Genomic DNA, 15,088 nt, shown 5'->3' with positions numbered 1-15,088 from the left:
GGTCTGTCCTCCCACGCGGCGCCTCGATCTGATGAAGCGTCAAGGTAGAACAGGTTGCAGGAATTGGGAATGGTGAGGGCGGGGGGCGGTCAAAGGCGCGGGGCTACGGGCGGGTTGAGGTGTGGTGTGTGCTCGGGGCGCCGCGCCGATTGCTACCGGTCGAAGTCCAGCTCGACCTTCTCCGTGACCGGGTGGGACTGGCAGGCCAGGACGTAGCCGGCGTCGACCTCGTCCGATTCCAGGGCGAAGTTGCGGTCCATGCGGACCTCGCCCGAGACCAGGAAGGCCCGGCAGGTGCCGCAGACCCCGCCCTTGCAGGCGTAGGGGGCGTCCGCGCGGTTGCGGAGCACCGCGTCGAGCAGGGGCTCGCCGTCGTGGACCGGCCAGGTGCCGGAGCGGCCGTCGAGGGTGGCGGTGACGGTGCTGTGCGCGGGGGTGGCGGCGGCCGGGACGGCCGGGGCGCCGTTGTCTATGTGGAAGATCTCTTCGTGGATACGGGATCGGGGCACGTCGAGGGCGCGCAGGGCGCGCTCGGCTCCTTGGACCAGGCCGTACGGGCCGCAGAGGTACCAGCCGTCGACGGAGTCGATCTGCAGGAGGGCGGGCAGGAGGGAGCGCAGTCGGGTCTCGTCGAGGCGGCCGGACGGCAGACCGGCCTGCTGCTCCTCGCGGGAGAGGGTGTGGATGAGCTGGAAGCGCTGGGGATAGCGGTCCTTGAGGTCGGCCACCTCCTCCAGGAACATCGTCGAGGCCGCCGTGCGGTCGCTGCGCAGCAGGCAGAAGCGGGCGTCCGGCTGCTGGGCCAGCAGCGTGGCGGCGATGGAGAGCACGGGGGTGATGCCGCTGCCGCCGACGATTCCGACGAAGTGGCCGGGGCGTGGTGCGAGCGTGAACCGTCCGGCCGGGGCCATGACCTCCACCGTGTCGCCGACCGCCAGTTCCTTGAGGGCGTAGGTCGAGAAGGCGCCGTCCTCGACGAGGCGGATGCCCACGCGCAGCACGGGCTCGTCGGTGGCGGGGGTGCAGATGGAGTACGTGCGGCGGATCTCCTGGCCGTCGACCGTTCTGCGCAGCGCGATGTGCTGCCCGGGGGTGTGCCGGAACGTCGTGCGCAGCTCGGGCGGGACCGCGAAGGTGACGGCCACCGCGTCGTCCGTGAGCCGCTCGATCTCCCGGACCTGGAGCGGGTGGAACATCACAACTCCTTGAAGTGGTCGAAGGGTTCACGGCAGGACTCGCAGCGGCGCAGTGCCTTGCACGCCGTGGAGGAGAACCGGCTCAGCAGGGTGGTGTCGGTCGATCCGCAGTGCGGGCAGCGGATCGTGAAGTCGACGGTGACCGGTCCGCCGGCCGGGCCCGCGGGGCGCGGTGGGGCGATGCCGAATTCGGCCAGCTTTCGGCGGCCCTCGGCGGTGATCGCGTCGGTGGTCCACGGCGGGCTGAGGACCGTGCGGACCTCGACCTCGGGTATGCCGCGGTCGTGCAGTACGCGTTCTATGTCGGCGGACATCGCCTCGATGGCGGGGCAGCCGGTGTACGTGGGCGTGAGCTGGACCTCGACGCGGTCCGGGGCCGTCAGCCGCACGTCGCGCAGTACGCCGAGCTCGGCGAGGGTGAGGACGGGCAGCTCGGGGTCGGGAACGGAGCCGGCGAGCGCCAGCAGTTCCTCTTCGAGGGCGGTGGTGGTCACCATGTCGCTCCCGGGTGGCTGCGGTGGAGGTGCTGCATCTCGGCGAGCAGTCGTCCGAACGGCTCGGTGTGCAGGCCCTGGCGGCCCGCGCCGGCGGTCCAGGCGCCGTGCTGGGGGCCTTCGGGGACGGCGAGGGTGGCCTGCCCGAGTGTGGCGGTGATGCGGGTCGTCCAGGTGTCGTGGAGGGTCGGCCAGGGCACCGACTCCAGTCCTTCCACCGGTGCGAACATCTCGCCGGTGAACTGCCACAGGGCGTCCAGGGCTCGCTGCATCCGGGTGTGGCTCTCGTCGGTGCCGTCGCCCAGGCGCAGCGTCCACTGCTCGGCGTGGTCGCGGTGGTAGGCGACCTCCTTGACGGCCTTCCCGGCCAGCGGGGCCAACTCGCTCTCGCCCTCGGCGAGTCGCTCGTACAGCAGCTCCTGGTAGGTGGAGAAGTACAGCTGGCGGGCGATGGTGTGGGCGAAGTCGCCGTTGGGCTGCTCGACCAGCTGGAGGTTGCGGAACTGCCGCTCCTCGCGCAGATACGCCAGTTCGTCCTCGTCGCCGGCCAGGGAGAGCAGCACCCGGGCCTGGCCGAGCAGGTCCAGCGCGATATTGGCCAGCGCGACCTCCTCTTCCAGGACCGGGGCGTTGCCGGCCCACTCGCCCAGGCGGTGGGAGAGGATCAGGGCGTCGTCCCCGAGGGGCAGGGCCGGGGTGGCCGTGGCGTTCATCAAAGGTGATGCACCCCGTCCGGGATCTCGTAGAAGGTCGGGTGGCGGTAGGGCTTGTCGCCGGACGGTTCGAAGAAGGCGTCCTTCTCGTCCGGGGAGGAGGCGGTGATCTGCGCGGAGGGCACCACCCACAGGGAGACGCCCTCGGAGCGGCGGGTGTAGAGGTCGCGGGCGTTGCGCAGGGCCATTTCGGCGTCCGGCGCGTGGAGGCTGCCGGCGTGGGTGTGGGAGAGGCCGCGGCGGCTGCGCACGAAGACCTCCCACAGGGGCCAGTCCGTGGGCGCGGTGGTCGCTCCCCCGTCGGCTGCCGGGGTCTCGGTGGGGCGGAGTGTCGTCATCGGCCGGCCTTCCCGTGCTTGGCCGCGTGTGCGGCGGCGGCTTCGCGCACCCAGGCGCCTTCCTCATGAGCCCGCCGGCGGCGGCTTATCCGCTGTTCGTTACAGGGGCCGTTGCCCTTGAGGACCTCCCGGAACTCGGCCCAGTCGATCGGGCCGAAGTCCCAGTGGCCACGCTCTTCGTTCCACACCAGGTCCGGGTCGGGGAGGGTGAGTCCGAGGGCCTCGGCCTGGGGGACGCAGATGTCGACGAAGCGCTGCCGCAACTCGTCGTTGGAGTGCCGCTTGATCTTCCAGGCCATGGACTGCGCGGAGTGCGACGACTCGTCGTCCGGCGGGCCGAACATCATCAGGGACGGCCACCACCAGCGGTTCACCGCGTCCTGCGCCATGGCGTGCTGGGCCGGTGTGCCGCGGCTGAGGGTCAGCAGGAGTTCGTAGCCCTGTCGCTGGTGGAAGGACTCCTCCTTGCAGATACGGACCATCGCGCGGGCGTAGGGGCCGTAGGAGCACCGGCACAGCGGGACCTGGTTCGTGATCGCCGCGCCGTCCACCAGCCAGCCGATGGCTCCGACATCAGCCCAGGTCAGGGTGGGGTAGTTGAAGATCGAGGAGTACTTCTGGCGGCCGGAGTGCAGCTTGTCGAGCAGCTCGTCGCGGCCCGTGCCCAGGGTTTCGGCGGCGCTGTAGAGATACAGGCCGTGGCCGGCCTCGTCCTGCACCTTCGCCATCAGGATCGCCTTGCGGCGCAGCGACGGCGCCCGGGTGATCCAGTTGGCCTCCGGCTGCATGCCGATGATCTCGGAGTGGGCGTGCTGCGCGATCTGCCGCACGAGTGTCGAGCGGTAGGCGTCCGGCATCCAGTCCCGCGGTTCGATGCGCTCGTCCGCGGCCACGGTGGCCTCGAATACGGCCTCGCTAGCCGTCTCCTCCGGCGCGATCGTCGTCATGTGGTGCCCCCTCGCTCCCGACCGACCGATCGTTCGGTTCAATGGTGAGTGGGCGGGCCGCGGGTGTCAAGCCTGTGGATAACCCAGGGGAGGGTGTGCCTGGTGCGGCCGCGTAGGTACGGTTCCGAGGCGGAGTCGACCGCATGGAATCTGGGAACGGGGCGGGAATGCAGTCATACGGGGACGAAACGCGGTCGGTGGCCGCGCTCTCGCTGCCCTCGCGGATCGTCATAGGCGTGGCCGCCTGCGCCGTCGCCGTCGCGGTCGCGATCCATCTCGCGATGATGTTTCTGCACGTCGCGCCGTCGAACACGCTCAGCAAGCAGCAGGGCGCCCTGATCAGCGACTACGTCTATCCCGAGTACGAGCAGAACTGGAAGCTGTTCGCGCCCAATCCCCTCCAGCAGAACATCGCGGTCCAGGTCCGCGCGCAGCTGCGCACCGAGGACGGCACCGCGCGGAACACCGGCTGGACCGATCTGACCGCCCGTGACGGCCAGGCCATTCGCCACAACCTTGTTCCCAGCCACACCCAGCAGAACCAGCTGCGCCGCGGATGGGAGCTCCTCGTCAACAGCCACGACGCGCAGAACCGCGCCGTCGGCCCGCGTGGGCAGCTGGCCGAGCGCTACATCCGGCGGATCGTGATGCTCCGAATGTCTCAGGAGTGGACCAGCGGCGGCGCGCGCGTCCAGCAGATCCAGGTCCGTTCGCAGACGACGCCGGTCAGCCCGCCCCCGTGGAGCGCCGAGAAGATCAGCGACAAGCCCGTGTACCGCGTGCTGCCCTGGTGGCAGGTCACCGCAAAGGACCTGCCCGAGGGGGCGAAGAACCAGTGACGTCACCGACGCCGCAGCAACCGCACAGCGCATCGCCCGCACCACTGCCCCCGCACCTCACGGAGTCGACCGACGTGCCGCAGCAGGCGCAGCAAGCCCAGCACGAGCAGCAGGCATCTCGGGAGTCGCAGCCGCCCCAGGAGACGCCCGCTCCCTACCAGGAGACCCGCATCGAGCGCGTGATCGGCCGCGCCTTCGGTCGTGTCACCAGCCGGGCGATGGCCCCGTACCAGACCGCTGTGATCCGGATCGGCTTCTCGGCGGCCTGGCTGCTGTTCCTGCTGCGCGAGTGGCCGCATCGTCAGACCCTCTATGGGCCCGACGGCCCCTGGAGCCTGGACATGGCGCGCCGGCTCCTGGACGCCAATCACGCCTTCTCCGCGCTGCTGTGGTCCGACGGGCGCGGCTGGTTCGAGATCGTCTACCTTCTGGCCATCGCGGCCAGTGCGGCGCTGATGCTCGGCTGGCGCACCCGCACCATGTCGGTGCTCTTCATGGTGGGCGTGCTCTCGCTGCAGAACCGCAGCGTCTTCATAGGTGACGGCGGCGACAACGTCATCCACCTGATGTCGATGTACCTCGTGCTGACCCGGTGCGGGCAGGTCTGGTCGCTGGACGCGCGTCGCGCGAAGCGGGCGGAGTCCGCCGAGGGGGAGCGGCCCGCCCGCGATCTGCCCGGCGTCGTGCTCTGGGCCGTGCTGGGCCTCGGTCTGGCCGTCGCTCAGCTGTCCGGCGGACACGGCCTGAACTGGTTCGACAACGGCCCGTTCCCGCACATCGGCTGGAGCCTGGTCCTGTGGGGCCTGTGGGCGACGCACGGCCTGTGGTGGGCGGTGCGGCGCTACGCCCCCGGGGAGCCGCGCATCGTCCTCGACACGCTCGCCAAGCTCGCCCACAACGGCGCACTGCTGGTGATCATGGTCGAGGTCTGCCTGATCTACGCCACGGCCGGCTGGTACAAGATCCAGGGCACGCGCTGGCAGGACGGCACCGCGGTCTTCTACCCGATGCACCTGGACTACTTCTCGCCCTGGCCGGGGCTGTCCGATCTGCTCGGCAGCAACGGCCTGATGGTCATGCTGCTCACCTACGGCACGGTGATCGTCCAGGTCGCCTTCCCGTTCACGCTCTTCAACCGGCGTCTGAAGAACGTGCTGCTGGTCGTGATGATCTGCGAGCACCTCTCGATCGCGTTCCTTCTGGGGCTGCCGTTCTTCTCGCTCGCGATGATCGCGGCGGATGCGGTCTTCCTGCCGACGAACTTCCTGACCTGGCTCTCCGCCCGCATCGGGGGCCTGCGCAAACGGCTGTTCTCGCGCGGCGGCTCCCCCGGGGCCGGCGCCGGATCCGGCGGCGGTGTGCCGCCGGCCCGTACCGAGCACGGCGGCGATGGCCATACGCTCGTGGGGTGAGCAGTGAGAAAACCGCCCCCGCCGAGCCCCTCCAGTACGACGAGGGCTACGGGACGCAGATCGGCGTCGGTCCGCACCCGGAGCCTTGGCCGCAGGACGCCCGCTACGACCCTGAGCTGCTCGCGCACGGCGACCGCCGCAACGTCGTCGACCAGTACCGCTACTGGACGCGCGAGGCGATCGTCGCCGACCTCGACACCCGCCGCCACGACTTCCATGTGGCCGTCGAGAACTGGGGCCACGACTTCAACATCGGCTCGGTCGTCCGGACCGCGAACGCGTTCCTGGCCAAGGAGATCCATATCGTCGGACAGCGCCGCTGGAACCGCCGCGGCGCGATGGTGACCGACCGCTACCAGCACGTCCGCCACCACCCGGACACGGCGGATCTCACCGCTTGGGCGGCGGCCGAGGAGCTGCCGATCATCGGGATCGACAATCTCCCCGGGTCCGTGCCGCTGGAGACCACCGAGCTGCCGCGCCGCTGTGTGCTGCTGTTCGGCCAGGAGGGGCCGGGGCTGACCGAGGAGGCACGCCGGCACGCCTCGCAGGTCTGCTCGATCGCGCAGTTCGGCTCGACCCGCTCGATCAACGCGGGGGCGGCGGCCGCCATCGCGATGCATGCCTGGATCGGCCGCCATGCGCGGATCGAGGGCCCGGGAGCCGTCTGACGGGCTCCGGGCCCTCACTGGGCCCGGAGGAACGGTCCGGGCCCAAGTCGTTTCACGCCTGCCGGCGCACCTCCACCGTCCGGAAGCGGTTCGCCACGAACGCGCCGTCGCACAGCGCCGCATTGGCCGCCGGGTTGCCACCGGAGCCATGGAAGTCCGAGAACGCCGCGGTCTGGTTCACATAGACCCCGCCGGTCAGGTTCAGCGACAGCTGGGCGCACTCCTCCAGGCAGGCCTGCTCCACCAGCTGCTCCACCTCGGCGGAGGTGGTGTACGCGCCGACCGTCATGGCTCCCTGCTCGCGGACCGTGCGCCGCAGCAGGTCCACCGCGTCGGCGGCGGAGTCGACGGCCACCGCGAAGGACACCGGGCCGAAGCACTCCGACAGATACGCCGCCTCGGAGTCCGGCTTGGCGCCGTCCAACTTGACGATCACCGGGGTACGGACCGTCGCCCCGGGGAACTCGGGGTTGGCCACCTCACGGGAGGCCAGCGCCACCTCGCCCAGTCCGGAGGCGGCCTCGATCCGCTCCTTGACCTGCGGATTGACGATCGCGCCCAGCAGGGCGTTGGCACGTGCGTCGTCGCCCAGCAGGCCGCCGACCGCGCCCGCGAGATCGCTGACCACCTCGTCGTACGACTTCGGTCCGGCGTCCGTCGTGATGCCGTCCCGGGGGATCAGCAGATTCTGCGGGGTGGTGCACATCTGGCCGCTGTAGAGCGACAGCGAGAAGGCCAGGTTGCTGAGCATGCCCTTGTAGTCGTCGGTGGACTCGATGACGACGGTGTTGACGCCGGCCTTCTCCGTGAAGACCTGCGCCTGCCGGGCGTGCGTCTCCAGCCAGTCGCCGAAGGCGGTCGAGCCGGTGTAGTCGATGATGCGGATCTCCGGGCGGACGGCCAGCTCCTTGGCCAGGCCCTCGCCCGGCCTGTCCACGGCCAGGCACACCAGGTCGGCGGGGAATCCGGCGTCGGTGAGCACCTCACGGGCCACCTCGACGGTCAGCGCCAGCGGCAGCACGGCTCGCGGATGCGGCTTGACCAGCACCGGGTTGCCGGTGGCCAGAGAGGCGAACAGGCCCGGATAGCCGTTCCAGGTCGGGAAGGTGTTGCAGCCGATCACCAGGGCGACACCGCGCGGCACGGCCGTGAAGGTCTTGCCCAGCTCCAGCGGCTCGCGCTTGCCCTGCGGCTTGGACCACGGCGCCTGCTCCGGGGTGCGGACCTGCTCGGCGTACGCATAGGCCACCGCCTCCAGGCCGCGGTCCTGGGCGTGCGGCCCGCCGGCCTGGAACGCCATCATGAAGGCCTGGCCGCTGGTGTGCATCACGGCCTGCGCGAACTCATGGGTGCGCGCGCTGATCCGGGCCAGGATCTCCAGGCACACCGCCGCACGGGCCTTAGGGCCCGCGTCCCGCCAGGCGGGGATCGCGGCACGCATCGCCGGCAGCAGCACCTCCACATCCGGGTGCGGATAACTGATGCCCAACTCCGGGCCGTACGGTGAGACTTCCTGGCCCGTCCAGTCGTCGGTACCGGGCTGGTCGAGCTCGAAGCGCTTGCCGCGCAGGGCCTCGAAAGCGGCCAGTCCGTCGGCGGCGGCGTTCTCGCCGTAGGCCTTCGGGTGCTCGGGATGCGGGGACCAGTAGGCGCGGGTGCGGATCGCCTCCAGCGTCTGGTCGAGGGTCGGGCGGTGCTTCTCGATCAACTGCGCTGCGGTCATTTCGGCGGCCATCGATGACCAACTCCTCGTCGAGCTGGGCGGAGAGTGGATAAGGGCTGGGAGCGGACAAGGCAACAGAGTTAGAGTAACCGAACGATCGGTCGGGGCAAGAGGGCCCGGCCAGCCTGTGGAAAAGTCGGTCGCGGAGGAGCAACTGGCATGACGGCAATCGGGACCAGCAGCACCGTGGCAGTGGTGGGGACCGGCACGATGGGCCAGGGGATCGCGCAGGTGGCGCTGGTCGCCGGCCATCGCGTACGCCTCTACGACACCGCCCCCGGGCGGGCGGAGCAGGCCGCCGAGGCGATCGGGGGAAGGCTCGACCGGCTCGTGGAAAAGGGCCGGATTTCGGCGGACGGGCGGGACGCTGCCCGCGCGCGCCTCTCCCCCGCGTCCGCGCTCGCGGAGCTGGCCGACGCCGCGCTGGTCGTCGAGGCGATCCTGGAACAACTCCCGCCCAAGCAGGAGCTGTTCACTGCCCTGGAGGACGTCGTGGCGGCGGACTGCCTGCTGGCCACGAACACCTCCTCGCTGTCCGTGACCGCGGTCGCCGGCCGGCTGCGGCACCCCGGTCGCTGTGTGGGCCTGCACTTCTTCAACCCCGCGCCGCTGCTCCCTCTGGTCGAGGTGATCAGCGGTTTCGCCACCGACGAGGCCGCCGCCACCACCGCGTACGACACCGCCGCCGCCTGGGGCAAGAAGCCGGTGCGCTGCGCCGACACCCCCGGGTTCATCGTCAACCGCATCGCCCGGCCGTTCTACGCCGAGGCCCTGCGCGCCTACGAGGAGCGCGTCGCCGACCCCGCCACCATCGACGCCCTGCTGCGCGAGGGCGCCGGCTTCAAGATGGGCCCCTTCGAACTGACCGACCTCATCGGACAGGACGTGAACGAGGCGGTCACGCACTCCGTGTGGACCGCCTTCTTCCAGGACCCGAAGTTCACCCCCTCGCTGGCGCAGCGCCGGCTGGTGGAGTCCGGGCTGCACGGCCGCAAATCGGGGCGCGGATGGTTCGACTACGCCGAGGGCGCCCGCCGGCCCGAGCCGCGGACCGCCGAGCCCGCCCCCGCCCCGGAGGCCGTCGCGCTGCACGGGCGGTTGCCCGGTCCGGCCGCGGTGCTGCGGGAGCTGATCGAGGAGGCGGGAATCAAGGTCACCCGGGACCGCACGCCCGGGGAGTCCGAAGGCTTCATCCGGCTGCCCGGTGGGGCGTGCCTGGCGCTGACCAACGGCTGTCCGGCGACGAGCGCGGCCTACGACGGGTACATCCGCTTCGACCTCGCGCTGGACTACCGCTCCGCCACCCGGATCGCCCTGTCCACCTCCAAGTCCTGCTCCGAGGCGGATCTCGCGGAGGCCGTCGGGCTCTTCCAGGCGCTGGGCAAACGGGTCAGCGTGATCGAGGACGTGCCCGGCATGATCGTCGCCCGGACGATCGCGATGATCATCGACTTCGCCGTGGACGCGGCGTCCCGTGAGGTGGCGACCGCGGAGGACATCGACACGGCCATGCGGCTGGGCGTGAACTATCCCGGCGGCCCCATGGAGTGGGTCGAGCGGCTGGGCGCCCGGTGGGTGTGGGATCTGCTGGACTCGGTGCACCGCCACAACGCCGGCGGACGCTATGTACCGTCCTGGGCGCTGCGGCGCCGTGCGGACCTCGAGGAATAGGTGCTCTAATCATGACCATGGCCAAGCGCGACACCTACACGCCCGATTCGCTGCTCGCGGTGGCCGTCGAGGTGTTCATCGAGCGCGGCTACGACGGCACGTCGATGGAGCACCTCTCCAAAGCGGCCGGTATCTCGAAGTCCTCCATCTACCACCACGTGCGCAGCAAGGAAGAGCTGCTGCACCGCGCCATAAGCCGCGCCCTGGACGGACTGTTCGGCGTGCTGGAGGAGCCGGGCGCCGGTCAGGGCCGTGCGATCGAACGGCTGGAGTACGTCACCCGGCGCGTGGCCGAGGTGCTGATGGACGAACTCCCCTATGTGACGCTGCTGCTGAGGGTGCGCGGCAACACGGACACCGAGCGGTGGGCCATGGAGCGCCGCCGGGAGTTCGACCACGAGGTCTCCGATCTGCTCCAGCAGGCCGCGGCCGACGGGGACCTGCGGGACGACGTGGACATCCGGCTGGCGACCCGGCTGCTCTTCGGGATGATCAACTCGGTTGTGGAGTGGTACCGGCCGGGGCGCGGGGGCGCGGCGAGCCGTGACGAGGTCGCCGAGGCCGTGGTGCGTACGGCGTTCGCGGGGCTGCGCAAGCCCTGACGGCGCCGGGCCTACTCCTCTTCCGGCCCCAGGTCGGTCTCCTCGAAGACCAGCAGGGTGCGGGTGCTGAGCACCTCCGGTATCGACTGGATACGGGTGAGGACCAGCTCCCGCAGCTCGCGGTTGTCCTTCGTGTGCACCAACAGCAGCACATCGAAATCGCCGCTGACCAGTGCGATGTGGGTGGCGCCCGGCAGCGCCGTGAGCTGCTTGCGCACGGTCCGCCACGAATTCTGGACGATTTTCAGGGTGATATAGGCCGAGGCGCCCTGGCCTGCCCTCTCCTGGTCGACGAGGGCGCTGAAGCCGCGGATCACCCCGTCGTCGATCAGCCGGTTGATCCGCGCGTAGGCGTTGGCGCGCGAGACGTGCACGCGCTCGGCGACGGAGCGTATCGAGGCCCGGCCGTCGTTCTGCAGCATGCGCAGGATCGAGCGGTCGATGGTGTCCAGCGGGCGCGCGGCCGTCGATGGCGCGGCGGGTGCCGCCGGCGGCTGTCCGCCGGTCTGGGCCATCTGTTCGTCCGGCATATGGTCCCGCCTCCCCTTTGTGGACGCCCTGTCTTCATCTCAAGCTGTGGAGAACCGTTTGTCCACAGGCTTGACCCGCCTGTAGCCAAATTGCACCGACGACCGAACAATCGGTAGGGAAGGGCGCACCCGCCCCGACCAGTTCCATCCTGCCCATCCGCCGTCCGCCCACCACCCACATGAGGCGCATCGCGCCACCCCTTCGATCCGAGGAGGTGCTCGACATGACGGTCCTCGAGCAGCCCGGCAGCAGCAGGAACAAAAGCAGCCTGGCCGGCCCGCCGCCCGCCTGGCGCCCACGCGTCGATCCCGCGCCCCTCCTGCCCGACGAGGCGCCGTACCGCGTCCTGGGGACGGACGCCGCCGCCCGGCTCGACTCCGGACTGCTGACCCGGCTCTACGCCCAGCTGGTGCGCGGCCGCCGCTACAACGCCCAGGCCACGGCCCTGACCCGGCAGGGACGCCTGGCGGTCTATCCGTCCTCCACCGGACAGGAGGCCTGCGAGGTCGCCGCCGCGCTGGCGCTCGAAGACCGCGACTGGCTCTTCCCCAGCTACCGCGACACCCTGGCGGCGGTGGCCCGCGGCCTCGACCCGGTACAGGCGCTCACCCTGCTCCGCGGCGACTGGCACAACGGCTACGACCCGCATGAACACCGCATCGCCCCGCTGTGCACCCCCCTGGCAACCCAGCTCCCGCACGCCGTCGGTCTCGCGCACGCCGCCCGCCTCAAGGGCGACGACGTGGTGGCGCTGGCGATGGTCGGCGACGGCGGTACGAGCGAGGGCGACTTCCACGAGGCGCTGAACTTCGCGGCGATCTGGCAGGCGCCGGTCGTCTTCCTCGTCCAGAACAACGGCTTCGCGATCTCCGTGCCGCTCGCCAAGCAGACCGCCGCGCCGTCGCTCGCCCACAAGGCGGTCGGATACGGCATGCCGGGCCGCCTGGTCGACGGCAATGACGCGCCCGCGATGCACGAGGTGCTCACCGAGGCCGTGCAGCGCGCCCGCCGGGGCGGCGGCCCCACCCTGATCGAGGCCGTCACCTACCGCATCGAGGCGCACACCAACGCCGACGACGCCACCCGCTACCGCACCGACGCCGAGGTCGAGACCTGGAAGGCGCACGACCCGATAGCCCTTCTGGAGCACGAGTTGGCGGCCCGCGATCTGCTGACCGACGCCTTCGTCGGCGCCACCCGGGAGAGCGCCGAGCAGCTGGCGGCCGACCTGCGAGACGGGATGAACGCCGACCCGGAGCTGGACCCGATGGACCTGTTCCACCACGTATTCGCCGAGCAGACCAGCCAACTGCGCGCGCAGGCGGCGCAGTTGCGCGCCGAGCTGGATGCCGAGGCCGCCGGAGAGACCGAGGACGCAGCGGGCACCGAAGGGTCCGCCAAGGAGGCCAGGCCATGACGACCACCGCTCCGGCGACCGCGCGCAAGCCCGCCACCATGGCGCAGGCGCTGACCCGCGCGCTGCACGACGCCATGGCCGAGGACCCGTCCGTCCATGTCATGGGCGAGGACGTCGGCACCCTGGGCGGGGTCTTCCGGGTCACCGACGGCCTGGCCAAGGAGTTCGGCGAGGACCGCTGCACGGACACCGCGCTCGCCGAGGCCGGCATCCTGGGCACCGCCGTCGGCATGGCGATGTACGGCCTGCGGCCGGTCGTCGAGATGCAGTTCGACGCGTTCGCCTACCCGGCGTTCGAGCAGCTGATCAGCCATGTCGCCCGGATGCGCAACCGCACCCGCGGCGCGCTGCCGATGCCGCTGACCATCCGCGTCCCTTATGGCGGCGGGATCGGCGGCGTCGAGCACCACAGCGACTCCTCCGAGGCGTACTACCTGGCCACCCCCGGTCTCCAGGTCGTCACCCCGGCGACCGTCGAGGACGCCTACGGCCTGCTGCGCGCCGCCATCGCCTCCGACGACCCGGTCGTCTTCCTGGAGCCCAAGCGGCTGTACTGGTCCAAGGCCGACTGGTCGCCCGACGCCCCGGCCCCGGTCGCCCCGCTGGGACGGGCCGCGGTCCGGCGCCGCGGCAGCAGCGCCACCCTGATCACCTACGGCCCGTCGCTCCCGGTCTGCCTGGAGGCCGCCGAGGCCGCGCGCGCCGAGGGCTGGGACCTGGAAGTGGTCGATCTGCGCTCGTTGATGCCGTTCGACGACGACACGGTCTGCGCGTCGGTGCGGCGCACCGGACGGGCTGTGATCGTCCATGAGTCCAACGGGTTCGGCGGTCCCGGAGGGGAGATCGCCGCACGGATCACCGAGCGCTGCTTCCACCACTTGGAGGCGCCGGTGCTGCGCGTCGCCGGCTTCGACATCCCCTATCCGCCGCCGATGCTGGAGCGGCACCACCTGCCCGGCGTGGACCGGATTCTGGACACCGTCGCCCGTCTCCAGTGGGAGTCGGAGTGGACCGAGGGACGTGGTGAGTGATGGCCGTGGTCCGCGAATTCACCCTGCCCGACCTGGGGGAGGGCCTCACCGAGGCGACGATCGTGCAATGGCTGGTCGAGGTCGGGGAGGTGGTGGCCATCGACCAGCCGGTGGTGGAGGTCGAGACCGCCAAGGCGATGGTGGAGGTGCCCTGCCCGTATGGCGGCGTGGTGACCGCCCGCTTCGGTGAGGAGGGCGCCGAAGTCCCGGTGGGCGCGGCGCTGGTGACGGTCGCGGTGGGCGCGGTGCCGGACGATCTGGCGGACAGCGATCCGCAAGGGGCGCCGCCGGCCGGTGCGCCCGCGGGTGGGGCCGGCGCTCCCCCAGCTGGCACGGCGGACTCCGGGTCGGGAAACGTGCTCGTCGGATACGGCACGAGCGCGGCGGCGGCGCGGCGGCGCCGCATCCGGCCGGGGGGCGGCGCGGGCCCCGAGGCCGGAGTGCCGCGGCCGCCGGAAGAGGCGGCGGCCGTGGCGGAGGCGTTCGGCGGGCAGGCTGCCGGGGACGCCGGTGCGCCCGGCCCGGCCGGGACCGGTGCGGTGGATGCCGGGAGCCGCACGGCGGCCGTCATCTCTCCGCTGGTGCGCCGGATGGCGCGGGAGCACGACCTGGATCTGCGGGAGGTGACGGGATCCGGGCGGGACGGCCTGATTCTCCGCACCGACGTCGAGTGCGCGATCCGGGAGCGGGAGACGGCCGCCGCCGAGGTGACGGGCGTGACGGCGGGCGCGACCGTCGCCGGGCCCGCCACGGCCGGTGAGGAGCGGATCCCGCTGCGGGGGATGCTCGGTGCGGCCGCCGAGAAGTTCAGCCGCAGCCGCCGGGAGATCCCGGAGGCGACCTGCTGGGTGGACGCCGATGCCACCGAACTCCTCGCCGCCCGCAGGGCGATGAACGTGGCGGGCGCTCCCAAGGTGTCGTTGCTCGCCCTGCTGGCCCGGATCACCACGGCCGCGCTCGCACGGTTCCCCCAGCTCAACGCCACGGTCGACACCAAGACCCAGGAGATCGTCCGGCTGCCCGCGGTCCATCTGGGTTTCGCGGCGCAGACCGACCGCGGTCTGGTGGTGCCGGTCGTGCGGGACGCCCAGGCCCGTACGGTCGAGGACCTGTCCGCCGAGATCGCCCGGCTCACGGAGAAGGCCAGGGCCGGCGGGCTGTCGCTGGCCGAGCTGACACACGGCACGTTCACTCTCAACAACTACGGCGTCTTCGGCGTCGACGGCTCCACGCCGATCATCAACCACCCGGAGGCGGCGATGCTCGGCATCGGCCGGATAGCCGCCAAACCCTGGGTGCACGAAGGCGAGTTGGCCGTCCGGCAGGTCGTCCAGCTCTCGCTCACCTTCGATCACCGGGTGTGCGACGGCGGTACCGCCGGCGGCTTCCTGCGCTTCGTGGCCGACTGTGTGGAGCGGCCCGCCGTGCTGCTGCGGGGGCTGTGACCACGCTCCGGACTGCGGTGGCCGGGGTGGGGGCGCCTGCGGCCGCTGTGGTGGAGCC

The 15,088-nt window shown here is 71.3% G+C and carries 15 protein-coding genes; 8 read left to right on the top strand and 7 right to left on the bottom strand.

Features of this window, described 5'->3' with window-relative positions:
- Nucleotides 1-152: 152 nt before the first annotated feature.
- From paaE to paaA, 5 genes are read right to left on the bottom strand one after another with little or no spacing between them, the layout of a single operon-like run.
- Entirely contained in the window at nt 153-1,196 is a 1,044-nt protein-coding gene (paaE, locus tag WAB15_RS20925; RefSeq protein ID WP_407287165.1) for a 1,2-phenylacetyl-CoA epoxidase subunit PaaE, read from the bottom strand.
- Nucleotides 1,196-1,693 (bottom strand): 1,2-phenylacetyl-CoA epoxidase subunit PaaD, encoded by a 498-nt coding sequence (paaD, locus tag WAB15_RS20920; protein WP_407287164.1) that lies wholly within the window; start codon nt 1,691-1,693, stop codon nt 1,196-1,198. Before paaD ends, paaE begins: the two co-directional genes overlap by 1 nt.
- Nucleotides 1,687-2,403 carry a 1,2-phenylacetyl-CoA epoxidase subunit PaaC gene (gene paaC / locus WAB15_RS20915; protein ID WP_399145889.1) on the bottom strand — a complete coding sequence of 239 codons (717 nt, stop codon included), beginning with the start codon at nt 2,401-2,403 and terminating at the stop codon, nt 1,687-1,689. The genes paaD and paaC overlap by 7 nt, the downstream gene beginning before the upstream one ends.
- Entirely contained in the window at nt 2,403-2,741 is a 339-nt protein-coding gene (gene paaB / locus WAB15_RS20910; protein WP_399145890.1) for a 1,2-phenylacetyl-CoA epoxidase subunit PaaB, read from the bottom strand. The genes paaC and paaB overlap by 1 nt, the downstream gene beginning before the upstream one ends.
- Nucleotides 2,738-3,688, bottom strand: a complete 951-nt coding sequence (paaA, locus tag WAB15_RS20905; RefSeq protein ID WP_399145891.1) for a 1,2-phenylacetyl-CoA epoxidase subunit PaaA — start codon at nt 3,686-3,688, stop codon at nt 2,738-2,740. Before paaA ends, paaB begins: the two co-directional genes overlap by 4 nt.
- 167 nt (nt 3,689-3,855) lie before the next feature.
- On the opposite strand from paaA, the gene WAB15_RS20900 reads away from it, so the two are divergent.
- From WAB15_RS20900 to WAB15_RS20890, 3 genes are read left to right on the top strand one after another with little or no spacing between them, the layout of a single operon-like run.
- Nucleotides 3,856-4,527, top strand: a complete 672-nt coding sequence (locus tag WAB15_RS20900) for a DUF5819 family protein (protein ID WP_399145892.1) — start codon at nt 3,856-3,858, stop codon at nt 4,525-4,527.
- A complete protein-coding gene (locus WAB15_RS20895; protein ID WP_407287163.1) occupies nt 4,524-5,939 on the top strand; it encodes an HTTM domain-containing protein in 1,416 nt (471 codons plus the stop codon). The genes WAB15_RS20900 and WAB15_RS20895 overlap by 4 nt, the downstream gene beginning before the upstream one ends.
- Nucleotides 5,936-6,610 carry a TrmH family RNA methyltransferase gene (locus tag WAB15_RS20890; RefSeq protein WP_399145894.1) on the top strand — a complete coding sequence of 225 codons (675 nt, stop codon included), beginning with the start codon at nt 5,936-5,938 and terminating at the stop codon, nt 6,608-6,610. Before WAB15_RS20895 ends, WAB15_RS20890 begins: the two co-directional genes overlap by 4 nt.
- A gap of 52 nt (nt 6,611-6,662) precedes the next feature.
- Here the strand turns inward: WAB15_RS20890 and paaN are convergent, their stop codons facing one another.
- Entirely contained in the window at nt 6,663-8,345 is a 1,683-nt protein-coding gene (gene paaN, locus WAB15_RS20885) for a phenylacetic acid degradation protein PaaN (protein WP_399145895.1), read from the bottom strand.
- A gap of 147 nt (nt 8,346-8,492) precedes the next feature.
- Here paaN and WAB15_RS20880 point away from each other — a divergent pair, with 147 nt between their 5' ends.
- Both WAB15_RS20880 and WAB15_RS20875 read left to right on the top strand, forming a co-directional pair.
- Entirely contained in the window at nt 8,493-10,004 is a 1,512-nt protein-coding gene (locus WAB15_RS20880; RefSeq protein WP_407287162.1) for a 3-hydroxyacyl-CoA dehydrogenase, read from the top strand.
- Between the two features lie 11 nt (nt 10,005-10,015).
- Nucleotides 10,016-10,606 carry a TetR/AcrR family transcriptional regulator gene (locus WAB15_RS20875; RefSeq protein ID WP_399145897.1) on the top strand — a complete coding sequence of 197 codons (591 nt, stop codon included), beginning with the start codon at nt 10,016-10,018 and terminating at the stop codon, nt 10,604-10,606.
- A gap of 11 nt (nt 10,607-10,617) precedes the next feature.
- Here WAB15_RS20875 and WAB15_RS20870 read toward each other — a convergent pair whose 3' ends face one another.
- Nucleotides 10,618-11,136, bottom strand: coding sequence for an Lrp/AsnC family transcriptional regulator (locus WAB15_RS20870; RefSeq protein ID WP_399145898.1), 519 nt, complete (start codon nt 11,134-11,136; stop codon nt 10,618-10,620).
- Between the two features lie 224 nt (nt 11,137-11,360).
- Here WAB15_RS20870 and pdhA point away from each other — a divergent pair, with 224 nt between their 5' ends.
- Genes pdhA through WAB15_RS20855 form a run of 3 tightly spaced genes read left to right on the top strand, consistent with a single transcriptional unit; the run spans nt 11,361 to nt 15,030 of the window.
- Nucleotides 11,361-12,554, top strand: a complete 1,194-nt coding sequence (gene pdhA, locus WAB15_RS20865; protein WP_399145899.1) for a pyruvate dehydrogenase (acetyl-transferring) E1 component subunit alpha — start codon at nt 11,361-11,363, stop codon at nt 12,552-12,554.
- Nucleotides 12,551-13,585 carry an alpha-ketoacid dehydrogenase subunit beta gene (locus tag WAB15_RS20860; protein ID WP_407287161.1) on the top strand — a complete coding sequence of 345 codons (1,035 nt, stop codon included), beginning with the start codon at nt 12,551-12,553 and terminating at the stop codon, nt 13,583-13,585. The genes pdhA and WAB15_RS20860 overlap by 4 nt, the downstream gene beginning before the upstream one ends.
- Nucleotides 13,585-15,030 carry a dihydrolipoamide acetyltransferase family protein gene (locus WAB15_RS20855; protein ID WP_407287160.1) on the top strand — a complete coding sequence of 482 codons (1,446 nt, stop codon included), beginning with the start codon at nt 13,585-13,587 and terminating at the stop codon, nt 15,028-15,030. The genes WAB15_RS20860 and WAB15_RS20855 overlap by 1 nt, the downstream gene beginning before the upstream one ends.
- Nucleotides 15,031-15,088 lie beyond the last annotated feature (58 nt).

It is taken from the genome of Streptomyces sirii, from assembly GCF_045690365.1.
In the GTDB taxonomy this organism is placed as follows: Bacteria; Actinomycetota; Actinomycetes; order Streptomycetales; family Streptomycetaceae; genus Streptomyces; species Streptomyces sirii.
Note: the sequence above shows the minus strand (reverse complement) of the source record. Positions and strands in the feature narration are given on the sequence as shown.